This is a genomic window from Pandoraea sp. NPDC087047 (genome assembly GCF_044745225.1).
Taxonomy (GTDB): domain Bacteria; phylum Pseudomonadota; class Gammaproteobacteria; order Burkholderiales; family Burkholderiaceae; genus Pandoraea.
This window is the reverse complement of the sequence record NZ_JBIUZU010000012.1, coordinates 1-19,671: the sequence shown is the minus strand read 5'-3', so window position 1 is coordinate 19,671 and position 19,671 is coordinate 1. Positions and strand designations below refer to the sequence as shown.

The following is a 19,671-nucleotide window of genomic DNA, read 5'->3' as shown; positions in this document are numbered from 1 at the left end:
AGGGAAACTTCGATCAGTTCGCCAGTTGCTCGAGCACCTGTGCCGCGAACGGCACCGGCGCAACGGCACCGTAACCGGTCGTCGACAACGCCGCGCATACATTGGCGTAGCGCGCCGCCGTGAAGGGGTCGTCCCCCAGCGCCAGACGTGCCACGAACGCCCCGCCGAAGCAGTCGCCTGCCCCCGTGGCGTCGATTGCCTGCACCGGATACGGCGCGACGATGCGACGTTCCTGCGGCGTGGCCACGTAGCAGCCCTCGCGGCCCAACTTCAGGGCCACGACTTTCACACCGTGGGAGAGCAGCTCGTCGAGAATGGCGTCGCGATCTTCCAGACCGGTGACGGCCGTCACGTCGTCCCAGCTCGGCAGGCATACGTCGGTCAGGCTGAACGCCTCGCGCATCGTGGCGCGCGCACGCGCCAGCGGCCACAGCTTCAAACGCAGGTTGGTGTCGAACGACACTTTGCCGCCCGCCGCGCGGACGGTCGACATGGCGTCGAAAGCGGCGTCGCAGGCGCTCACGCTAATCGCCAGGCTAATGCCCGACAGATGCAGGAACTGCGCACCGGCCAGCGCCTCGCGCGGCAGATCCTGCGGTTGATAACGGCTCGCAGCAGAGCCCGCACGCAGATAGTCGAAATGGTGGCCGTTCTCGTCATGCGACACGAAGTAGACCCCGGTTGGCGCCTGCGTGTCGACGCGAACGCAGCGCGTATCGACGTTCTCATCGCGCCACAGATCGAGCAGCATGCGGCCAAACAGATCGTCGCCCACCGCGCTCACGAAGCCCGTGCTCGCGCCCTGACGGCGCGCGGCAATGGCGAAATTGGACGTATCGCCGCCGAAACCTTGCAGATAGCGGCGCGCGTCGTCGGGCGACTGATTGAATTCGACCATGGCCTCGCCCATGGCCAGGATCTGCGACGTGGGTTGTGCTTGCTGCGCTTGCGTCATCAGACCACCTCGCCCCACAGATCGTGGCCGTCGGCGCCGGTGATTTCAACGTTCACGAACTCGCCGATCTTCAGATGCTTGGCGGCCTTCGCCGTCGGTTCGATGTACACGAGGCCGTCGATTTCCGGTGCGTCGGCGGCCGAGCGGGCAATGCCGCCGTCCTGATTGATTTCATCGACGATGACCTGAATCGTCTTGCCGATCTTGCGCTGCTGGCGCTCGGCCGAGATCTCTTCTGCCACTTCCATGAAGCGCGCACGACGCTCTTCGCGAACTTCGTCAGGCAGCGCGCCCGGCAGTTCGTTGGCGCGTGCGCCTTCGACGGGCGAGTAGGCGAAACAGCCCACGCGGTCCAGTTCGGCTTCGCGCAGGAAGTCCAGCATGTATTCGAATTCGGCTTCAGTCTCGCCAGGGAAACCGGCGATGAACGTGCTGCGGATCGTCAGATCCGGGCACATCCTGCGCCATGCCTGAATGCGCTCGAGATTCTTTTCGCCCGAGGCCGGGCGCTTCATGCGCTTGAGCACGTCGGGGTGGGCGTGCTGCAGCGGCACGTCGAGATACGGCAGGATGTGGCCCTCGGCCATCAGCGGAATGATCTCGTCGACATGCGGATACGGGTAGACGTAGTGCAGACGCACCCATGCGCCGTACTGCTTGGCCAACTCGCCCAGCGCCGTAACCAGTTCCGTCATGCGGGTCTTGAGCGGACGTCCAGCCCAGAAACCGGTGCGGTATTTCACGTCGACGCCATAGGCGCTGGTGTCCTGCGAGATCACCAGCAACTCCTTCACGCCGGCCTTGAACAGGTTCTCGGCTTCGAGCATCACTTCGGCCACCGGGCGCGAGTCGAGATCGCCGCGCATCGACGGGATGATGCAAAACGTGCAACGGTGGTTGCAGCCTTCGGAGATTTTCAGATACGCATAATGACGCGGCGTGAGCTTGATACCGGCCGGCGGCACGAGATCCATGAACGGGTCGTGCGGCTTGGGCAGATGCGTGTGCACCGCGCTCATCACTTCGCCCACGGCGTGGGGGCCGGTGACGGCCAGCACCTTGGGGTGCACGGCGCTCACGATGTCCTGACCGGCGGCATCTTTCTTCGCACCCAGGCAGCCGGTGACGATCACCTTGCCGTTCTCGGCGAGCGCTTCGCCAATGGCATCGAGGCTTTCCTGCACGGCGTCGTCGATGAAACCGCAGGTATTGACCACGACGAGGTCGGCACCGTCATAGGTACCGGAGATGGCATAGCCTTCAGCGCGAAGCTGCGTCAGGATCTGCTCGGAGTCGACCAAAGCCTTGGGGCAGCCGAGCGAAACGAAGCCGACCTTGGGGGTGCCGGCGGGCAATGGGCGGGACATGGGGCGAAATCCTGATCTAGTAGATACGTGTAACGATCGACCGGCAGTGCCGAAGCCTGAGCCTCATCGTGCGCGCGACCGGCAATGCCATCGCATCGTCCGGAAACGCAGACACCGCCTGCCGCCGAAACCGCCGCAAGACCTAGCCTGCGGCGAAGAGCCGCGTATTTTACCCTGATCGTCTGCGGCGCGTTCCAACTATCGCGCCAATGCGTTGCCAGGCGGGACAGATCGCGGCAAATCGTCTGCGGTGTGCGCCCCACGCCACACCGCATCCCATCGTCGGAGATGCCGCAAAAGCTGCAGAAGCGTCGGCTCAGGGCTTCTTGTTCGGATCCTTGCCCGGTGCTCCGGGCGTACCCGGCGCCCCCGGTGCGCCCGGACCACCCGGGAACGGGAACGTGCTGAACATGTTCTTCGCCTGGCTCTGCATTTGCTCCTGCATCTGCACGAACAGGTTCTTCGACTGCTCGATGTAGTTGGTCATCATGCCCTGCATCATCGGCGCCTGCATGTTCATGAATTGCGCCCAGACGTCCGGGTTGAAGGCCGCACCTTCGTAGATGCCCTTCGACTGATCGGCCAGCTTGTTCTGAATTTCGATGAAAGTCTGAATGTTCTTCTCGAGATACGTGCCCATCATCCCTTGCAGCGCATGGCCGTAGAAACGGATGATCTGGGAGAGCATCGCGCTCGAGAACATCGGCACACCGCCGGTTTCCTCTTCCAGAATGATCTGCAGCAAAATGCTGCGAGTCAGGTCCTCGCCCGTCTTGGCGTCGACAACCTTGAACTCCTCGGTCTCGAGCACCAATTGCTTCACATCGGCAAGGGTGATGTACGTACTGGTCTGAGTATCGTACAGACGCCGGTTCGGATACTTTTTGATCAGGCGTTCGTCAGTCTTCTTGCTCGCGGTCATGCGGTGGGTTTCCTGCGTTTTTTGAAGGACTACCCCGACCGGCGGTCGGGGTTAGTCACATATTATCGATTCTAGGGCGTTTGCTGCTATGCGGCAAAGCCCTAACCCTCGACGAAGCGTTGTGCTTACTTCGGCCCGCGCCAGCACCCGCTCCGTCGCCGCTTAGCCCATATGCAGGCCGCCGTTGAGCGAGAAGTCCGCCCCCGTCGAGAAACCCGAGTCTTCCGACGCCAGCCATGCCACGATGGAACCGATCTCGCCCGGCTCGCCCAAACGCTTGACCGGAATCGTCGCAACGATCTTGTCGAGCACGTCCTGACGGATCGAGCGCACCATGTCCGTTCCGATATAGCCCGGCGACACGGTATTGACCGTCACGCCCTTGGTCGCGACTTCCTGCGCCAGCGACATCGTGAAGCCGTGAATCCCGGCCTTGGCCGTCGAGTAGTTCGTCTGACCGAACTGCCCCTTCTGCCCGTTGACCGACGAGATGTTGATGATGCGGCCGAAGCCACGCTCGCACATCCCCTCGATCACTTGCTTCGTGACGTTGAACAGGCTCGTGAGGTTGGTGTCGATCACGGCATCCCAGTCTTCGCGGGTCATCTTGCGGAAGACCACATCGCGGGTGATACCCGCGTTGTTCACCAGCACGTCGATTTCGCCGACTTCGGCCTTGACCTTGTCGAAGGCCGCCTTGGTCGATTCCCAATCGCCGACGTTACCCTCGGACGCAATGAAATCGAAACCCAACGCCTTCTGATCTTCCAGCCACTTTACGCGGCGCGGCGAATTCGGCCCGCACCCTGCCACGACCCGGAAGCCGTCTTTGTACAGCCGCTGGCAAATGGACGTACCGATACCGCCCATCCCGCCTGTCACATATGCAATGCGTTGAGTCATGGAACGCTTCCCCCAAAATAACGGCTATCTGCCGCCTGTTGCGACTGCCAATTGACCGACGCGCAGGCCGCGCGTTCCCGCGCAACCCTTTCGTCTCCTGACTACTTCAGTGCGAGCCCGTGCGCGTTGCAAACACGGGCGGCACCCATTCTTATGCGGTTCTTGTGACTAACGCGCGAAAGCGTCAGACGCGCTCGACCGCCAGCGCCACGCCCATGCCACCGCCGATACACAGCGAAGCCAGACCGCGACGGGCATCGCGACGCGCCATTTCATGCAACAGCGTGACGAGAATACGGCAGCCCGACGCCCCGATCGGGTGACCGATGGCGATAGCGCCGCCGTTCACGTTGATCTTCGAGGTGTCCCAGCCCATCTGCTTGTTCACCGCCAGCGCCTGCGCGGCGAACGCTTCGTTGATTTCCATCAGATCCAGATCGCTCGCCTTCCAGCCAGCGCGCGCGAGACAGCGTTGCGACGCCGGCACCGGGCCAATCCCCATCACCGACGGATCAACGCCCGCGTTCGCGTACGCCACAATGCGTGCGAGCGGCGTGAGACCCAGTTGCTCCGCGCGCTTGGCCGACATCACCACCACGGCAGCCGCGCCGTCGTTGATGCCCGACGCGTTCGCCGCAGTCACGGTGCCGTCCTTCGAGAACGCGGGCTTCAGACTCGCGAGCGACTCGGCCGTCACGCCATGGCGCACGAATTCGTCGGTGTTGAACACGAGCGGATCGCCCTTGCGCTGCGGAATCGAGACCGGCACGATTTCGGCGTCGAAACGGCCCGCCTTTTGCGCGGCTTCGGCCTTGTTCTGCGACGCAGCGGCGAACGCGTCCTGCATTTCGCGCGTGATGCCGTATTCCTTGGCGACGTTCTCGGCCGTAATTCCCATGTGGTACTGGTTGTATACGTCCCACAGGCCGTCGACGATCATCGTGTCGATGAGCTTGGCGTCGCCCATGCGGAAACCGTCACGCGAACCCGGCAGCACGTGCGGCGATGCACTCATGTTCTCCTGACCGCCGGCCACGACGATGTCGGCATCGCCCGCGGTGATCGCGTTGGCGGCAAGCATCACGGCCTTCAGGCCCGAGCCGCAGACTTTGTTGATGGTCATGGCCGGCACCATCGCAGGCAGCCCCGCCTTGATCGATGCCTGACGCGCCACGTTCTGACCCGAGCCGGCGGTGAGCACCTGACCCATGATGACTTCGCTGATGTCTTCGCCCTTGAGCTTCGCACGTTTGAGGACTTCGTCGATCACGATCGCCCCCAGATCCGGGGCCGCCACCTTGGCCAGCGAGCCGCCAAACTTACCGACTGCCGTACGGGCAGCCGACACAATCACGATATCCGTCATGTCTCATTCCTCTTTTTTCAATAAGGTCGAACCGGGGGGATGCCCCGTCATACGCTCAACATCGCGCGTTACATTCAGGCCTTGGCCTTCACGTAACGGCCGGGCGCCGGTTCGATCGGTGCATAAGCAACATTACCATACGCATTTTGCGCCTTGACGCGTTTTCCGGCGTAGCCCGCGAGCCACTCGCTCCAGTCGCTCCACCAGCTCCCCGGGTGCTCCGTCGCCCCGGCAAACCAGTCGTTCGCATCGACACCCACATCGTCGTTGCGCCAGTAGCTGCGCTTTTTCTTCGCCGGCGGGTTGACCACCCCCGCAATATGCCCCGACGCGCCCAGCACGAAGCGGCGCTCTCCGCCAAGCAGCGGCAGCGAGCGAAATGCCGACGTCCACGGCACGATGTGATCCTCGCGCGATCCGAACACGTACGCTGGCGCGTCGATCGTCCCCAGATCCACGGGCACGCCGCACGTCTGCACGACACCGGGCTGCTTCAGTTCGTTCTGCAAATAAAGATGACGCAGATACCAGCAGAACATCGGGCCCGGCAGATTGGTGCCGTCGCCGTTCCAATACAACAGATCGAACGGCTGCGGCGCATTGCCCTTCAGATAACTGTCGACCACATAGTTCCAGACCAGATCGTTCGGACGCAAGAAGGAGAAGGTATTGGCCAACTCCACACCGCGCATCAGGCCCGGCGGCTGACCGAGTCCGCCGCCAATCGTCTGCTCGCGGAACTGCACGTGCGGCTCGTCGACGAAGACGTCAAGCACGCCGGTATCGGAAAAATCCAGCAGCGTGGTGAGCAATGTCACACTTGCGACCGGCGACTTGCGGCCCTTTTGCCCCTTCGCAGCGAGCACGGCCAGCGCGGCCGCGAGCAAGGTGCCGCCCACGCAGAAGCCGAGCGCATTGATCTGCGGCTGAGCGCTGATCTCGCGCACCACGTCGATGGCCGCAATCGGGCCTTCGCCCACGTAGTCGTCCCACGTTTTGTGCGCCAGCGAGGCATCGGGATTGCGCCAGGACACGACGAACACGGTGTGCCCCTGCTCCACGGCATAGCGCACCAGCGAGTTTTCGGGCTGGAGATCGAGGATGTAGTACTTGTTGATGCACGGTGGCACGACCAGCAGCGGGCGCTGGTGCACGGTCGGCGTGAGCGCTTTGTACTGAATAAGCTGGATCAGGTCGTTCTCGAAGACTACTGCGCCTTCGGTCGTCGCGACATTGCGCCCGACTTCGAAAGCCGCCTCATCGGTCTGAGACACCTTGCCCTTGCCCATATCGACGAGCAGATGCTGAATGCCCGCGAGCAGGCTGTCGCCATGCGTCTGCACGAGGCGCTGTTGCGCGTCGGGATTGGTCGCAATGAAGTTCGCGGGCGAACTCGCCGCCACCCATTGCTCGACGGCGAAACGAATGCGCTCGCGCGTCTTGACGTCGGCATCGACCAGTTCGGCCATGCGCATCAGAAGGCGGCCGTTGAGCAGATACAGGGCGGCGGGCAGTGCGTAGAACGGATTGCGCCAGCCGTCGCCCGCGAAGCGACGGTCGCCCAGGGCGGGCGCCGTGTCCAGGCCGGGTTGATTGAAACTGGCGACAAGTTCGGAAAATTCACGAGCGTATTCCGACTGAAGTTCGTTCAGTCGCACCGGATCGACGTGCAACGACGTCGGTTGCGGCAGCGTGCCCGCCTTGCTGAAAACATCGAAAAGCCCCGCGAACGGATTCGCCGCGGCCGCTGCACCATTCGCAGCGAAGGATGACGGGCCGGCAGCTCCCTCCAAAGCGCCGAACATTTGTTGGGCGGCCTTGAACCACTGCGACATGTCCTGAGCGGAGAGCGAAGCGGAGGGAAACTGCTGGGCAAACGAGGCGGCAAACGAGGCCGGATCGAAGTTGGCACTGGCGCGATTCATGGTAGCCTGAGTGTCACGTCCGTTGCGTTCACGGGCCGGCGCCCGAAACGCGGCGGCGTGCTTCGCTGATGCGCGATGCGCCCCGCCTGTGAAGCATTCTTGCGTGCGCGCGCAGGCGTGTCAATGCTTGCCGCGAACGTCCCGACTGCATTGTCCCGTCGACCCACCTATTTTTGAATGCGCGTTTGTCCCGATGCTCATCGTCATTCTCGGCTGGCTTTACGTCATTGGCATGGTTGCCATCACCGCACCGTCCGTCTGGCTGGGCATCGCGATCTTTCTCTTCGGTGGCCTCGGGCCCGCGCTGCTCATCCTGTACATCGCGGGAAGCCGCGCGCGGCGTACGCGCACGCCGCAACGTCATGACGCACAATGAGCGCTCTGCGTCCCCACTCCCGTTGAACGCCGCGTGAGAAGACCGCCGTATTACGGCCGTCTTGCGCGCGGGTTACCCGACGTCGGAAAAATCAGAGACGCCAGACCAGCGCCGCCATGCGGCCCGTCGTGCGCTCGCGGCGATAGGAATAGAAGCGCGCCGGGTCGCTGACCGTACACCACTGCCCACCGGAGACGCTCGTCACGCCCTCGCGCGCGAGTCGCAAACGGGCAAGAGCACACAGATCCGCCAGCGATTTTCCCGCGTCCGGATCGCCATGGGAGACGAAAGCGGCTTGCGTCGCTTCACGCTCGTGCGGCGTCGCAGCGTCGAGAAACGCCTCGCGCACCTCCGGTCCCACTTCGAACGCCGTCGGGCCAATGCACGGACCCAGCCACGCGACGACTTGCGCGCCAGCATCTCCCGGCGGCAAACGTGAGCGCAACGCCCGTACCGTCTGCTCGATAATACCGGCGCAAAGTCCGCGCCAGCCCGCATGCGCGGCGGCGACGGCGCGTCCTTGCACGTCGCATAGCAGCACCGGCAGGCAGTCCGCCACCATCACGATGCTCGCCAGCCCCGCCACGTTCGTGGCACTGGCGTCGGCCTGCAACGGATCGCCCGCATTCGACGCATCGAGAGCCGCCTGCGCGTCGACCACGCGAGGGCCATGCACCTGCGCCACCCACGCCGACGGCACCCCCGTTCGCGCCAGCAACCTCGCCCGATTGGTGCGCACGGCGGCGGGATCGTCGTCTGCCTGGTAACCCAGGTTGAAGGTGGCTTGCGGCCCTTCGCTGACACCCCCCGCACGGGTCGTAAACACGGCACGCACATTCGCCGGGGCGGGCCAGTCGGGGACGATCCAGTCCGCGGGAATCGTGTCTTGCTCAGGCAGGGAAGAAGTCATCGAGCGAATCGGGGAGCGTTGAGAAGTCGAATTCGAGGCCAAGTGCGGCCATGAGTTCGCGCATGTCGTCGGGCAACGGCGCCTGCCAGTGCATGGCGCTGTCGTCCTCGGGATGAATCAGCCCCAGGCGCCAGGCATGCAAGGCCTGCCGAGAGAAATCGCCCGGCAATGCCGGACGTTTGTGACGGGGTTTATATAGCGGATCCCCCAGCAGCGAATGGCCGAGATGCGAGAGATGGACGCGAATCTGGTGCGTACGCCCCGTATCCAGCGAGCAAAGCACCAGCGAAATCGGGGAACCTTCCCATTCTGCGCTGGCGACCGTCACCACACGGGTGCGCGCCGGTTTGCCACCCTGCCCCTGTACGACTGCCATGCGCGTGCGCTCACGCGGATCGCGGCCGATCGGCGCGTCGACGACCGTGCGCTGCGGCGGACGTCCCCACACCAGCGCAGCGTAATAACGTTTGACGGTGCGTGCCTGCAACTGGCGCACCAGATCCGTTTGCGCGACCAGCGTGCGCGCCACCACCATCAGGCCGGACGTCTCCTTGTCGAGCCGGTGGACGATGCCCGCGCGCGGCAGATCGGCGCCCGCTTGTCCGTAGCGATGCAGCAGACCGTTGAGCAGCGTGCCCGACCAGTTGCCCGCAGCCGGATGAACGACGAGGCCCGCAGGCTTGTTGAAGACGGCGAGCGTCGCGTCTTCGTAGACGACGTCGAGCGGCACCGGCTCCGGTGCAAAAGCGAGTTGTTCGGGCAGTGCCGCAGGCGTAATGAGGACAGCTTCGCCGCCCGCGACTTTCTGGCGGACTTTGGCGACGTGAGCGTCGAGCGTCACGCGGCCGTCTTCGACCCACGCTTGCAAACGGCTACGGGAATATTCGGGAAAACATTGGGCAAGCGCCTTGTCGAGACGCTCACCCGCGAGAGCATCGGGCAGCGTGGCGCTGAGCGGCGCACTGGCGAATGCGCCGCTGCTCGCGACTGCATCAGCGGAAAAAGCCCCTGTGAGGGCGCTATTGGCGGTGCTTGAGAAAGCCTCCGGAAGCGAGTCGAGGTCGTCATCGGACGATTCCTCTGCATTTTCCGTGGCAAATGAGGCGGTTACGCTATAATCCGGCACTATTGAACGGGTCATCGAGAAGTGAAGCCAACGAGCATGCAAGCCCTGAAACTTGTAAAACATCTGACGCTGGCCGCCGTCGTGGTCGGCAGCCTGGCCGCCTGTGGCATTTTGCCGGAGAAGGTCGACGAAACGGCCGGTTGGTCGACGAACAAATTATACTCGGAAGCCAAGGACAGCTTCGACAGCGGCGACTATACAAAGGCCGCCAAGTACTATGAGTTGCTCGAAGGGCGCGATCCGTTCGGCCCGCACGCACAACAAGCCCAGATCAACACGGCTTACGCGTATTACAAGGATAACGAGCCGGCTCAGGCGCTCACCGCCGTCGATCGCTTTATCCGGCTGCATCCGGACAGCCCGTCGATCGATTACGCCTATTACCTCAAGGGCCTGATCAATTTCAACGACGACCTGGGCCTGTTCGGCCGGTTCTCGGGTCAGGATCTGAGCGAGCGTGATCCGAAGGCATTGCGCGCGGCATACGACAGCTTCAAGTACCTGGTCGAGCACTATCCGAACAGCAAGTACGCGAACGACGGGGCTTTGCGCATGCGCTACGCCGTGAACGCCATGGCCGCGCACGAAGTCCATGCCGCCGAGTACTACTACCGCCGCGGCGCGTACCTCGCCGCCGTGAACCGTGCCCAGACCGCGCTGCAAGACTACGATCAGGCACCGGCGCTGGAAGACGCACTCGGCATCATGATCAAGTCGTACGACAAACTCGGCATGACCGAACTGCGTGACGATGCGCGCCGCGTGATGGAAAAGACCTACCCGAACAGCGGCTACCTGACCGTCGGTCATCGCACCGACACCAGCGGCGACAAGAAGTCGTGGTGGCAGATCTGGCGTTAAACCAGCGCGGTTGATTCGATCGAAAAGCCCTCGCTCCATGCGAGGGTTTTTTGTTTCCGTCTCCCTGACGTTCACATCGAAGCCGGCATGACCGCAATGTCGGCATGACGGTCCCTCACAAGGAGTGGGGGTCATGAGCACCCGCGATGCCTGACTGAGGTCGCGTCGGCGACCGGCGGGCGGCGAGGTGCCATGCCGGCGCGCAACGTCACAAGCCACGAGCGACACGCCATGAAAAAAGCCAGACGCAAAAGCGTCTGGCTTTTTTACGACTTAAGCGAGCGGCGCACCACGAGCGCGCCAATCATGCCTCACCCCTGCGCGTCGGCGGCCATCTCGTCGAAGAAGCCGCGCACAATGGGCAATTCGCGAGTGCGCTTGAACGGCGGCAGGCTTTGCCAGATCCGACGACCGTATGGCTTGTCGACGAGACGCGGATCGCAAATCATCAGCACCCCGCGATCCGCCTCGGAGCGAATCAGGCGCCCCGCGCCCTGCTTGAGCGTAATCACCGCCTGCGGCAGTTGATGTACGGCAAACGGACTGAGCCCCTTCTTCGTGAGCGCATCGAGGCGCGCCGCGAGCACCGGGTCGTCCGGCGGCGCAAAAGGCAGTTTGTCGATGATGACGAGCGAGAGCGCTTCACCACGCACGTCCACCCCTTCCCAAAAACTCTGACTGCCGATCAGCACGGCGTTGCCCAGCGCACGGAAACGGTCGAGCAATTCGGTCCGGCTCGCCTCGCCCTGCACGAGCAGCGGATAGGGCCAGCCGCGCCGCTCGAACTCTTCGCGCAATCGCTCGGCCGCGCGATTGACCGCACGCAACGTCGTACACAACACGAAGGCCCGGCCGCCGCTCACTTCCAGCACGGGCAACGCGGCGTCGAGTACGGCGTCGGTAAAATTCGGCGCCGAGGGCTGTGGCAGCCCGCGCGGCACATACAACAAACTCTGATTCGGATAATCGAACGGACTGGCCAACGTGAGCGACTTGCCAGCATCCAACCCAAGCTGCGCCGCGTAGTGCATGAAGTTGCCCTTCACCGACAACGTCGCCGACGTGAAGATCCAGGCACGCGGCGCACCGGCGCGCTGCTTCGCGAAAATCGGCGCAATCGACAGCGGCGTCTGATGCAACTGCACCGTCTGCGAGAACACTTCGATCCAGCGAACCGTCTCGGCAGGCGTATAAGTCTTTTCCGATTTACCGTTGCCGCCCGACGCATCCTCCGCCGCATTTGCCGACTTCGCTTCCGCCGCCAGCCGGGCGGCTTCCGCCTCGCGCGCCTTGGCCGCCTTTTCGCGTTTGCCATCGGTCACGCGCGGCGCATCCGGGTCCAGCAACGGCAGCGGCGGCTCGCCCGGCGTGGGCGGTGTCGCGCCCGTCTGCCAGCGCTCCAGTTGCTGATGCAGCTCCAGCGCGCGGCGCAGACAGGCACCGAGCGCCTCGGCACGTTCGGACTGGTGCTGGAGGGTTTCGATCAAGTCTTGCAGCGCGAGGTCCACGCTATCGAGCGCACCGAATAGTTCGTGATCGTCGGGCAATTGCGTGACCGACATTCGCGTGTTTTCCTGCCCGAACGTGAGACGCACGTCGCGTGCCGCTCGTTCGAGATTCGCGCCGAGTTTGACCCAATCGGCAGCGTCGCGCGCGTGGATCAGCCCTTCCGCAACGCAATCGCGCGCCAGCTCCAGGAGCTGGCTGGTGGAAACGGTCTCGCCAAAGAAGAGCGTGGCCGTCTCCGGCAACTGATGGGCTTCGTCGAAGATGACCGTGTTCGCACTGGGCAGCAGTTCCGCCATGCCCGTGTCGCGCAGCATCACGTCGGCAAAGAACAGATGGTGATTGACGACCACGAGATCGGCCTGCTGTGCTTCCTTGCGCGCGAGCATCACAAAGCAGTCTTTGTAGCGCGGACATTCCTGACCGAGACAGTTGTCGCGGGTCGACGTCACCTGCGCCCAGATCGGCGCGTTCTCGGGCACCGACGCCAGTTCAGCCTTGTCGCCGCTATGCGTGATTTGCGCGAACGTCGTGATCTCGCGCAGTTGCGCGGCCTCATGACGCGAAGCGAAGCGCCCTTCCTGCTGCGCACGCTCCAGATAGTAGTGACATAGATAGTTCGAGCGGCCCTTGAGCATCGCCACCGTCACCGGTACGGCGAGCGCCCGGCGCACCGTGGGAATGTCGCGCGCGAAGATCTGATCCTGCAAATGCTTGGTGCCAGTCGAGATGATCGTCTTGCCACCCCACAACATGGCGGGTACGAGATACGCGTAGGTCTTGCCCGTGCCCGTGCCCGCCTCCGCGATCAGCGTGTCGTGCGTGTCCATGGCGGCAGCCACGGCGCGGGCCATCTCGGTCTGGGGCTCACGTGAGCGGTAGCCGTCGATCGCGCGTGCGAGCAGGCCGCTGTCGCCGAAGATCTCCTGCAACTCGCGCTCGCGCTTGGCAGCGAGCGGCTTGAGCCCATGGAACGTCAACGCGTCCGAACTTTCGGTGCTTGGGGAGATATCGGTGGGGTCGCTGGATGCGGCGGAATCAGTCAAAACGGCTTGGAAATTCGAAGGCGCCGCGAATCTCGTCATGGGGATTCGCGACGCCGCAATGGAAAAAATCACGGCGCGAACGTTCGAGCGTAGGTCGCCGATGTCGCGCAAGTTTCCCGCTCAAGCGGGTTGGTCCGGCGTTTGCTGCACTTGCAGCAAGGTGATCGTGTCCTTGATTTTCAGACGGCGCTTCTTGAGCCGGGTGACCTGAAGTTCGTCGTACGCGGGCTCCGTCAGCAATTTATCGATCAGGTAGTCGAGATCGCGGTGTTCGATCTGCAACTCGATGATGCGACGTCCAACGGAGTGAAGATCTTGCTGCATCGTGGCAACGCTCCTGCGACTCTCAAGTGATTCCGGTTCCGGCGCCGACCTTCGCGGCAGCCACGCCCCGAGGGCGGGCCAGCGCAACGGGCGAACAACGGCTTGGTGACGGACCGAGGCAGCCAGCGGGCCGCAGGCATCGCCGCCGCGCCGTCGGCCCAGGGTGTCGCCTACTGCCCCTGCAACGCCTTCTGCGCCGGCGAGCTGCCCGACTGGCCGGACTGCGATTCGTTACGACGCGCGTCCGACTTCTGCTGGCGCTCGATGGCTTCCTGCTGCTTCTGGTTGTACTTGCGCACGTTCTCTTCGCGCTCGGCAGCCTTCTGCGCCGCCGTTGCCTTCGCTTCGTCGAGCTTTTGCTGCTGAGCGGCCTGCTTGGCATTGTACGTGCCGACATTGGCCGCACGCTCCGGCGCCTGCCCGGTACGCTCCGTCACCCGTTGCTGATACTCGGCCTGCTTGGCTTCGTAATCGGAGACGTTCTGGGCACGTTCGGCAGCGCGTTGCGGCGCTTCGGCGGCCGTTTGCGCACGCTTCTCGGCCAGACGATCGTCGCGCTCCTGTGCACGGGCCTTGCGTTCCTGATCTTCGAGCACGAGACGCTGGCTGCGAACGGCTTTGAGCGCTTCACGCTGTTCGTCGCGCGCCTTGTCGATGCAATAGTTCACGAAGAACTTCGACGCGCACTCGTACTTCGCCTCTTCGAAACGGTAATCGATCCATGCGCGCTGACGGTCTAGCACGGCACGGCGGCCCGAGAAATCGTCGGCGGCCGGGTGCAGATCGAGGTGATCGTCGTAGGGAACGGGCTTGTCGTCCTCGGCGGCAGCCGCCGCTGCGCTGGCCTTGCTCGCCGATGAGGGCGTGCGATCGGCGGTGGCGTCGAACGGCACATGCGGCACGCGCAGTTCTTCGGTCGTGCGCCCGGCGGCCTCGACCGCCGAGAGCCCCTGCGCGAACGACGCGCCCGGCACGACAGCCGCCGCAGCCACGACGGCGAACATTCCCATGGCGGAGATCGATGCGCGTTCGTGGCGTCGTGAAACCCGACGCGAAAGCCGGCGCAGATTCAGACGAGAAAACAATTTTTCGAAGGAAATCATGAGGTTGAGCAGAGTGATGCCAAATTTTAGCATTGCCTGCCCGGACGCGCCCGCGGTTTATGGCAAAATGCCCCGCTTCTGGCACTTGGGTAATTCGCAACACTCATGACGCAAAACGTAGCCCTTAAGATCGTTCAACGCATCGCCGACGAACTCAACGTGCAGCCGCGTCAGGTGGCCGCCGCCGTGCAACTGCTGGACGAAGGCGCCACCGTGCCCTTCATCGCTCGCTACCGCAAGGAAGTGACCGATAACCTCGACGACACGCAACTGCGTAACCTGGAAGAGCGCCTGCTGTATCTGCGCGAGCTCGAAGATCGCCGCGCGGCGATTCTCACGAGCATCGACGAGCAAGGCAAGCTGACCGACGAGTTGCGCACCGCCATCGAGGCGGCCGAAACGAAGCAGACGCTTGAAGATCTGTACCTCCCGTACAAGCAAAAGCGCCGCACCCGCGCGCAAATCGCCCGCGAAGCCGGCCTCGAGCCGCTCGCGCAGGCACTGCTCGCCGATCCGACGCTCGACCCGCAAACCGAAGCTGCCAAGTTCGTCGACGCCGAAAAAGGCGTGGCCGACATCAAGGCCGCGCTCGACGGCGCCCGCGACATCCTGTCGGAACAATTCGGCGAGACGGCCGAACTGCTCGGCAAGCTGCGCGACTACCTGTGGAATCAGGGCGTCGTGTCGTCGAAGGTCGTCGAAGGCAAGGAAAGCGAGGAAGGCGAGAAATTCCGCGATTACTACGACTACGCCGAGCCGATCGCTGCGGTGCCGTCGCATCGTGCGCTCGCCCTGTTCCGTGGCCGTAACCTCGGCATTCTGATGGTCAAGCTGGGCCTTGGCGAAGAGCTCGACGCGCAGATCCCGCATCCGTGCGAAGGCGTGATCGCCGGGCACTTCGGCATCCGTCAGCAGAACCGCGCCGCCGATAAGTGGCTGGGCGACGTGTGCCGCTGGAGCTGGCGCGTGAAGGTGCAGCCGCACCTCGAATCGGAACTGCTCACGCAAATGCGCGAAAGCGCCGAGAGCGAAGCCATTCGCGTGTTCGCGCGCAACCTCAAGGCGCTGCTGCTCGCCGCGCCGGCCGGCCCGAAGGGCGTGATCGGTCTGGACCCGGGCCTGCGCACCGGCGTGAAGGTTGCCGTGGTCGATCCCACCGGCAAGCTGCTCGGCACCGACACCATCTACCCGCACGAGCCGCGTCGCGACTGGGACGGCTCGCTCTCGCGCCTGTCGAAGATCGCCGCGGCAACCGGCGCACAGCTCGTGAGCATCGGCAACGGTACGGCTTCGCGTGAGACGGACAAACTCGCGCTGGAGCTCATCAAGCGCCATCCCGAACTGAAGCTCCAGAAGATCGTGGTGTCGGAAGCCGGCGCGTCGGTGTACTCGGCCTCCGAGTTCGCCGCCAAGGAATTCCCGGAGCTCGACGTCTCGCTGCGCGGCGCCGTCTCGATCGCTCGCCGTCTGCAAGACCCGCTGGCCGAACTCGTCAAGATCGAGCCGAAGGCCATCGGCGTCGGCCAGTATCAGCACGACGTGAACCAGCGGGAACTGGCGCGCATGCTCGACGCCGTTGTCGAGGATTGTGTGAACGCCGTGGGGGTTGACGTCAACACCGCTTCGGCACCGCTGCTCGCCCGCGTGTCGGGTCTGAACAGCACGCTCGCGAAAAACATCGTGGACTTCCGCGACAGCAACGGCCCGTTCACCAACCGCGAAGCGCTCAAGAAGGTGCCGCGTCTGGGCGACAAGACGTTCGAACAGGCCGCAGGCTTCCTTCGCGTGAACGGCGGCGACAACCCGCTGGATCGCTCGTCGGTCCACCCAGAAGCGTACCCCGTGGTCGAGCGCATTCTCGCGAAGATCAAGAAGACGATCAGCGACGTGATGGGCAACGGCTCGGTCGTGCGCAGCGTCTCGGCAACGGAGTTCGTCGACGAGCGCTTCGGTCTGCCCACGGTCAAGGACATCCTGACCGAACTCGAGAAGCCGGGCCGCGATCCGCGCCCCGAATTCAAGACGGCCACGTTCCAGGACGGTGTCGAGAAGCTGACCGACCTGAAGCCGGGCATGCAACTCGAAGGCGTGGTAACGAACGTGGCGGCGTTCGGCGCGTTCATCGACATCGGCGTCCATCAGGACGGTCTGGTGCACGTCTCGGCCATGTCGACGAAGTTCATCAAGGACCCGCACGAAGTCGTGAAGGCTGGCGATATCGTCAAGGTCAAGGTGCTGGAAGTCGACCCGCGCCGTCAGCGCATTTCGCTCACCATGCGTCTGAACGACGACCTGCCGGTGGCGGGTGCCAGCGACCGTCCGAGCAGCGGCGGCGGTGCCGGCGGTGGCCGTAGCGGCAACGGCGGCGGTCAGCGGAGCGGTGGCGGCGGACGTCAGCGCGAGCCGGAAACGGTCAACGCCATGGCCGCGGCATTCGCCAAGCTCAAGCGCTGAGCGTCATGTCTTGAGCGCGGTGCTGCGGCAGTCTCTGCCACACACCGCGACAGGCCCGCCATCTTCGGATCGCGGGCCTTTTCTTTTGTCCGGCCAGCGGCATCCGTCAGCCGGCACCGGACGCCAGACGCAAAAAAGCCGGTGGCGCTTTTCACTCCACCGGCTTTTTTCCTCCCGACGCGCGGCGTGCATCGACCGCATATCGGAAGAATCGGACAAATCGGACGACGCCCCTCAAATCTCGATCTTCGTTCCCAGCTCAACCACGCGGTTCGCGGGAATGCTGAAGAAGTCGGTCGGTTTGGCAGCGTTCTGATGCATCCAGGCGAACAGACGTTCGCGCCAGATCGACATCCCCGGCAGCTTGGTCGGCACGACCGTCTCGCGCGCCAGGAAGAACGACGTATCCATCAGCTCGAAGTGCATGTCCGTCTTCTCTTCGAGCAGATGCAGGACTTCCTTCACGTCGGGCGTCTCGTTGAAGCCGAACGTCGCCACCACGCTGTACAGCCCGCCGGTGTGATCCTTGACCTCGATACGGCTGGCGTCTTCCCCATAGGGCACGTCCAGCGTACGGAAGGTCAGGAAAATCGTACGCTCATGCAGGATGCGGTTGTGCTTGAGGTTGTGCAACAAGCTCACGGGCACCAGCGTGTTGCCACCGGTCAGATAGATCGCGGTGCCCGCCACACGATGCGGCGGATGGGCCAGCAAGCCCTGCAGGAACGGCCCGAGCGGGATACCGTCGGCCGCCGTGCGCTCGCGCAGCAACTGACGTCCCTTGTGCCAGGTCATCAGCATGAAGAACAGGAATGCCCCGAGCGCCAGCGGCAGCCAGCCGCCCTCTTCGACCTTGATCAGGTTCGCGCCGAAGAACGCGAAGTCCACCACAAGGAAGCCCGTGATGATCAGCGCGACGAGGAACTTGTTCCAGTTCCAGACCTTGACCATGACCACGCAGGCGAGAATCGTCGTGATGACCATCGTCGTCGTCACGGCAATCCCGTATGCCGCCGCCAGATTGCTCGACGACTTGAACGCCAGCACGATCCAGATGATGACCAGCAGCAGCGACCAGTTGATCACCGGCATGTAAATCTGGCCGATCTCACGATCCGACGTATGCAGGATCTTCATGCGCGGCACGTAGCCGAGCTGAATGGCCTGACTGGTGAGCGAGAACGCCCCCGAGATCACGGCCTGCGACGCAATCACCGTCGCCGCCGTCGCCACGATCACGAGCGGCAACAGCGCCCAGTCGGGTGCCAGCAGGAAGAACGGGTTCTCGATGGCCTTCGGGTTCGACAGCAGCAGCGCACCCTGACCGAAGTAGTTCAGCGTCAGTGCCGGGAAGACGAGGAACGACCACGCGAAGCGAATCGGACGAATCCCGAAGTGCCCCATGTCGGCATACAGCGCTTCGGCACCGGTCAGCACCAGGAATACGGAGCCGAGCACGATATACGCTTGCAACGCGTGCGTATGGATGAAGTGAATGCCGTAGTAAGGGTTGATCGCCTTGATGATCTCGGGCGCGACCACGATGTTGTACACACCGAGCACACCGAGGATCACGAACCAGACGACCATCACCGGGCCGAACAGGCGTCCGACCTTGGCCGTGCCCGACTTCTGCATCGAGAACAGGATGATGAGAATAACGATGGTAATCGGCAGCACGAACCGCGAGAGCGACGGCGCTGCGATCTCCAGCCCCTCCACTGCCGACATCACGGAGATGGCAGGTGTGATGACCGCGTCTCCGTAGAACATACAGGCACCGAACATGCCGAGCATCATGAGCACGGAGGCCCATTTGCTGCCCGCACGCACGCTACGCAGGCTGAGCGCCATGAGCGCCAGCACGCCGCCTTCGCCGCGGTTGTCGGCACGCATCACGAACAACACGTACTTGAGAGAGACGACGATCACCAGCGCCCAGAACAGCAGCGAGATGATGCCGAACACGGCTTGCTGGTTAAACGGAATGCCGTGCTGCGGATCGAAACATTCCTTGAGCGCATAGAGCGGGCTGGTGCCGATATCGCCGAAGACCACGCCGATGGCCGCCACCATGAGCGCGGGCATGGCCTGAGGGCGCTGCCCGTGTCGTATGTTTTGCGTCATAAGGTTTGGGTAATCGCTTTATTGCGCTGCACAAAATGGGCGCTATTCTAACTGGGCGCCGGTTCCCTCGCCAGTCCGGGCAGTTCCCGATCGCCGGACGTATTACATGACATGCTCCGCTAGGATATGACGAGCCGCGCCCCGTGACCAGTCCCGTGGGGCAAGGGTTTTGCCGACCCCGAGCGCAGAGGGATCGCGAGGGCGGCAACGCATTTCGAGTTGCAAATGCGCGACATATGCCCGGCATGCGCGATTCGCGAGTCGACAGTCCCGACAATTGCGTGTAGCGGAATGCGTCCCCCATGAAAATCTATGGTCACCCCCATTTTTGCAAGACTGATGTTTGGTGCAGTGTTTGGCTTGCCTAAATCTATCCGGCGTCGTTGTGGGAATAAGCTCC

15 protein-coding genes are annotated in these 19,671 nt (G+C 63.4%); 3 read left to right on the top strand and 12 right to left on the bottom strand.

What is annotated here, in order from left to right; genetic code table 11:
* Positions 1-13: 13 nt before the first annotated feature.
* The 6 genes from ACIPHM_RS21125 to phaC all read right to left on the bottom strand — a co-directional run bounded on the left by ACIPHM_RS21125 (position 14) and on the right by phaC (position 7,348).
* Positions 14-955, bottom strand: a complete 942-nt coding sequence (locus ACIPHM_RS21125) for a sugar kinase (protein WP_400332565.1) — start codon at positions 953-955, stop codon at positions 14-16.
* On the bottom strand, positions 955-2,322 hold the full coding sequence (gene rimO / locus ACIPHM_RS21120) for a 30S ribosomal protein S12 methylthiotransferase RimO (protein ID WP_400332562.1): 1,368 nt from the start codon (positions 2,320-2,322) through the stop codon (positions 955-957). Before rimO ends, ACIPHM_RS21125 begins: the two co-directional genes overlap by 1 nt.
* 316 nt (positions 2,323-2,638) lie before the next feature.
* Positions 2,639-3,244: a polyhydroxyalkanoate synthesis repressor PhaR gene (gene phaR, locus ACIPHM_RS21115; protein ID WP_400332560.1), complete on the bottom strand. Its 606-nt coding sequence runs from the start codon at positions 3,242-3,244 to the stop codon at positions 2,639-2,641.
* A gap of 162 nt (positions 3,245-3,406) precedes the next feature.
* The gene (locus ACIPHM_RS21110) at positions 3,407-4,147 is read right to left on the bottom strand and encodes a 3-ketoacyl-ACP reductase (RefSeq protein WP_400332557.1); all 741 of its coding nucleotides are present in this window, start codon (positions 4,145-4,147) and stop codon (positions 3,407-3,409) included.
* A gap of 184 nt (positions 4,148-4,331) precedes the next feature.
* On the bottom strand, positions 4,332-5,513 hold the full coding sequence (locus ACIPHM_RS21105; protein WP_400332554.1) for an acetyl-CoA C-acetyltransferase: 1,182 nt from the start codon (positions 5,511-5,513) through the stop codon (positions 4,332-4,334).
* Positions 5,514-5,587: 74 nt separating this feature from the next.
* Positions 5,588-7,348, bottom strand: a complete 1,761-nt coding sequence (gene phaC, locus ACIPHM_RS21100; RefSeq protein ID WP_400332865.1) for a class I poly(R)-hydroxyalkanoic acid synthase — start codon at positions 7,346-7,348, stop codon at positions 5,588-5,590.
* Between the two features lie 283 nt (positions 7,349-7,631).
* Here phaC and ACIPHM_RS21095 point away from each other — a divergent pair, with 283 nt between their 5' ends.
* Entirely contained in the window at positions 7,632-7,814 is a 183-nt protein-coding gene (locus ACIPHM_RS21095; RefSeq protein ID WP_400332551.1) for a hypothetical protein, read from the top strand.
* Between the two features lie 91 nt (positions 7,815-7,905).
* On the opposite strand, the gene pgeF is transcribed toward ACIPHM_RS21095, so the two are convergent.
* Positions 7,906-8,724, bottom strand: coding sequence for a peptidoglycan editing factor PgeF (gene pgeF / locus ACIPHM_RS21090; protein WP_400332549.1), 819 nt, complete (start codon positions 8,722-8,724; stop codon positions 7,906-7,908).
* Positions 8,705-9,865, bottom strand: coding sequence for an RluA family pseudouridine synthase (locus ACIPHM_RS21085; protein WP_400332546.1), 1,161 nt, complete (start codon positions 9,863-9,865; stop codon positions 8,705-8,707). Before ACIPHM_RS21085 ends, pgeF begins: the two co-directional genes overlap by 20 nt.
* A 21-nt stretch (positions 9,866-9,886) precedes the next feature.
* Here ACIPHM_RS21085 and ACIPHM_RS21080 point away from each other — a divergent pair, with 21 nt between their 5' ends.
* Positions 9,887-10,711 (top strand): outer membrane protein assembly factor BamD, encoded by an 825-nt coding sequence (locus ACIPHM_RS21080; RefSeq protein ID WP_400332543.1) that lies wholly within the window; start codon positions 9,887-9,889, stop codon positions 10,709-10,711.
* Between the two features lie 311 nt (positions 10,712-11,022).
* Here the strand turns inward: ACIPHM_RS21080 and ACIPHM_RS21075 are convergent, their stop codons facing one another.
* The 3 genes from ACIPHM_RS21075 to ACIPHM_RS21065 form a co-directional block, all read right to left on the bottom strand.
* Positions 11,023-13,302: an ATP-dependent DNA helicase gene (locus tag ACIPHM_RS21075; RefSeq protein ID WP_400332541.1), complete on the bottom strand. Its 2,280-nt coding sequence runs from the start codon at positions 13,300-13,302 to the stop codon at positions 11,023-11,025.
* Between the two features lie 81 nt (positions 13,303-13,383).
* Positions 13,384-13,587 (bottom strand): YdcH family protein, encoded by a 204-nt coding sequence (locus tag ACIPHM_RS21070; protein ID WP_400332538.1) that lies wholly within the window; start codon positions 13,585-13,587, stop codon positions 13,384-13,386.
* A 170-nt stretch (positions 13,588-13,757) separates the two neighbouring features.
* Positions 13,758-14,597 (bottom strand): hypothetical protein, encoded by an 840-nt coding sequence (locus tag ACIPHM_RS21065; RefSeq protein ID WP_400332536.1) that lies wholly within the window; start codon positions 14,595-14,597, stop codon positions 13,758-13,760.
* Between the two features lie 198 nt (positions 14,598-14,795).
* On the opposite strand from ACIPHM_RS21065, the gene ACIPHM_RS21060 reads away from it, so the two are divergent.
* The gene (locus tag ACIPHM_RS21060) at positions 14,796-17,144 is read left to right on the top strand and encodes a Tex family protein (RefSeq protein WP_400332533.1); all 2,349 of its coding nucleotides are present in this window, start codon (positions 14,796-14,798) and stop codon (positions 17,142-17,144) included.
* Positions 17,145-17,378: 234 nt separating this feature from the next.
* Here ACIPHM_RS21060 and ACIPHM_RS21055 read toward each other — a convergent pair whose 3' ends face one another.
* On the bottom strand, positions 17,379-19,271 hold the full coding sequence (locus ACIPHM_RS21055) for a potassium transporter Kup (RefSeq protein ID WP_400332530.1): 1,893 nt from the start codon (positions 19,269-19,271) through the stop codon (positions 17,379-17,381).
* Positions 19,272-19,671 lie beyond the last annotated feature (400 nt).

What these genes read in the sequence shown, in the direction of transcription:
- ACIPHM_RS21125 (WP_400332565.1), bottom strand. Translation starts at nt 955, where the DNA reads ATGACGCAAGCGCAGCAAGCACAACCCACGTCGCAGATCCTGGCCATG.
- rimO (WP_400332562.1), bottom strand. Translation starts at nt 2,322, where the DNA reads ATGTCCCGCCCATTGCCCGCCGGCACCCCCAAGGTCGGCTTCGTTTCG.
- phaR (WP_400332560.1), bottom strand. Translation starts at nt 3,244, where the DNA reads ATGACCGCGAGCAAGAAGACTGACGAACGCCTGATCAAAAAGTATCCG.
- ACIPHM_RS21110 (WP_400332557.1), bottom strand. Translation starts at nt 4,147, where the DNA reads ATGACTCAACGCATTGCATATGTGACAGGCGGGATGGGCGGTATCGGT.
- ACIPHM_RS21105 (WP_400332554.1), bottom strand. Translation starts at nt 5,513, where the DNA reads ATGACGGATATCGTGATTGTGTCGGCTGCCCGTACGGCAGTCGGTAAG.
- phaC (WP_400332865.1), bottom strand. Translation starts at nt 7,348, where the DNA reads ATGTCGCAGTGGTTCAAGGCCGCCCAACAAATGTTCGGCGCTTTGGAG.
- ACIPHM_RS21095 (WP_400332551.1), top strand. Translation starts at nt 7,632, where the DNA reads ATGCTCATCGTCATTCTCGGCTGGCTTTACGTCATTGGCATGGTTGCC.
- pgeF (WP_400332549.1), bottom strand. Translation starts at nt 8,724, where the DNA reads ATGACTTCTTCCCTGCCTGAGCAAGACACGATTCCCGCGGACTGGATC.
- ACIPHM_RS21085 (WP_400332546.1), bottom strand. Translation starts at nt 9,865, where the DNA reads ATGACCCGTTCAATAGTGCCGGATTATAGCGTAACCGCCTCATTTGCC.
- ACIPHM_RS21080 (WP_400332543.1), top strand. Translation starts at nt 9,887, where the DNA reads ATGCAAGCCCTGAAACTTGTAAAACATCTGACGCTGGCCGCCGTCGTG.
- ACIPHM_RS21075 (WP_400332541.1), bottom strand. Translation starts at nt 13,302, where the DNA reads ATGACGAGATTCGCGGCGCCTTCGAATTTCCAAGCCGTTTTGACTGAT.
- ACIPHM_RS21070 (WP_400332538.1), bottom strand. Translation starts at nt 13,587, where the DNA reads ATGCAGCAAGATCTTCACTCCGTTGGACGTCGCATCATCGAGTTGCAG.
- ACIPHM_RS21065 (WP_400332536.1), bottom strand. Translation starts at nt 14,597, where the DNA reads ATGGGAATGTTCGCCGTCGTGGCTGCGGCGGCTGTCGTGCCGGGCGCG.
- ACIPHM_RS21060 (WP_400332533.1), top strand. Translation starts at nt 14,796, where the DNA reads ATGACGCAAAACGTAGCCCTTAAGATCGTTCAACGCATCGCCGACGAA.
- ACIPHM_RS21055 (WP_400332530.1), bottom strand. Translation starts at nt 19,271, where the DNA reads ATGACGCAAAACATACGACACGGGCAGCGCCCTCAGGCCATGCCCGCG.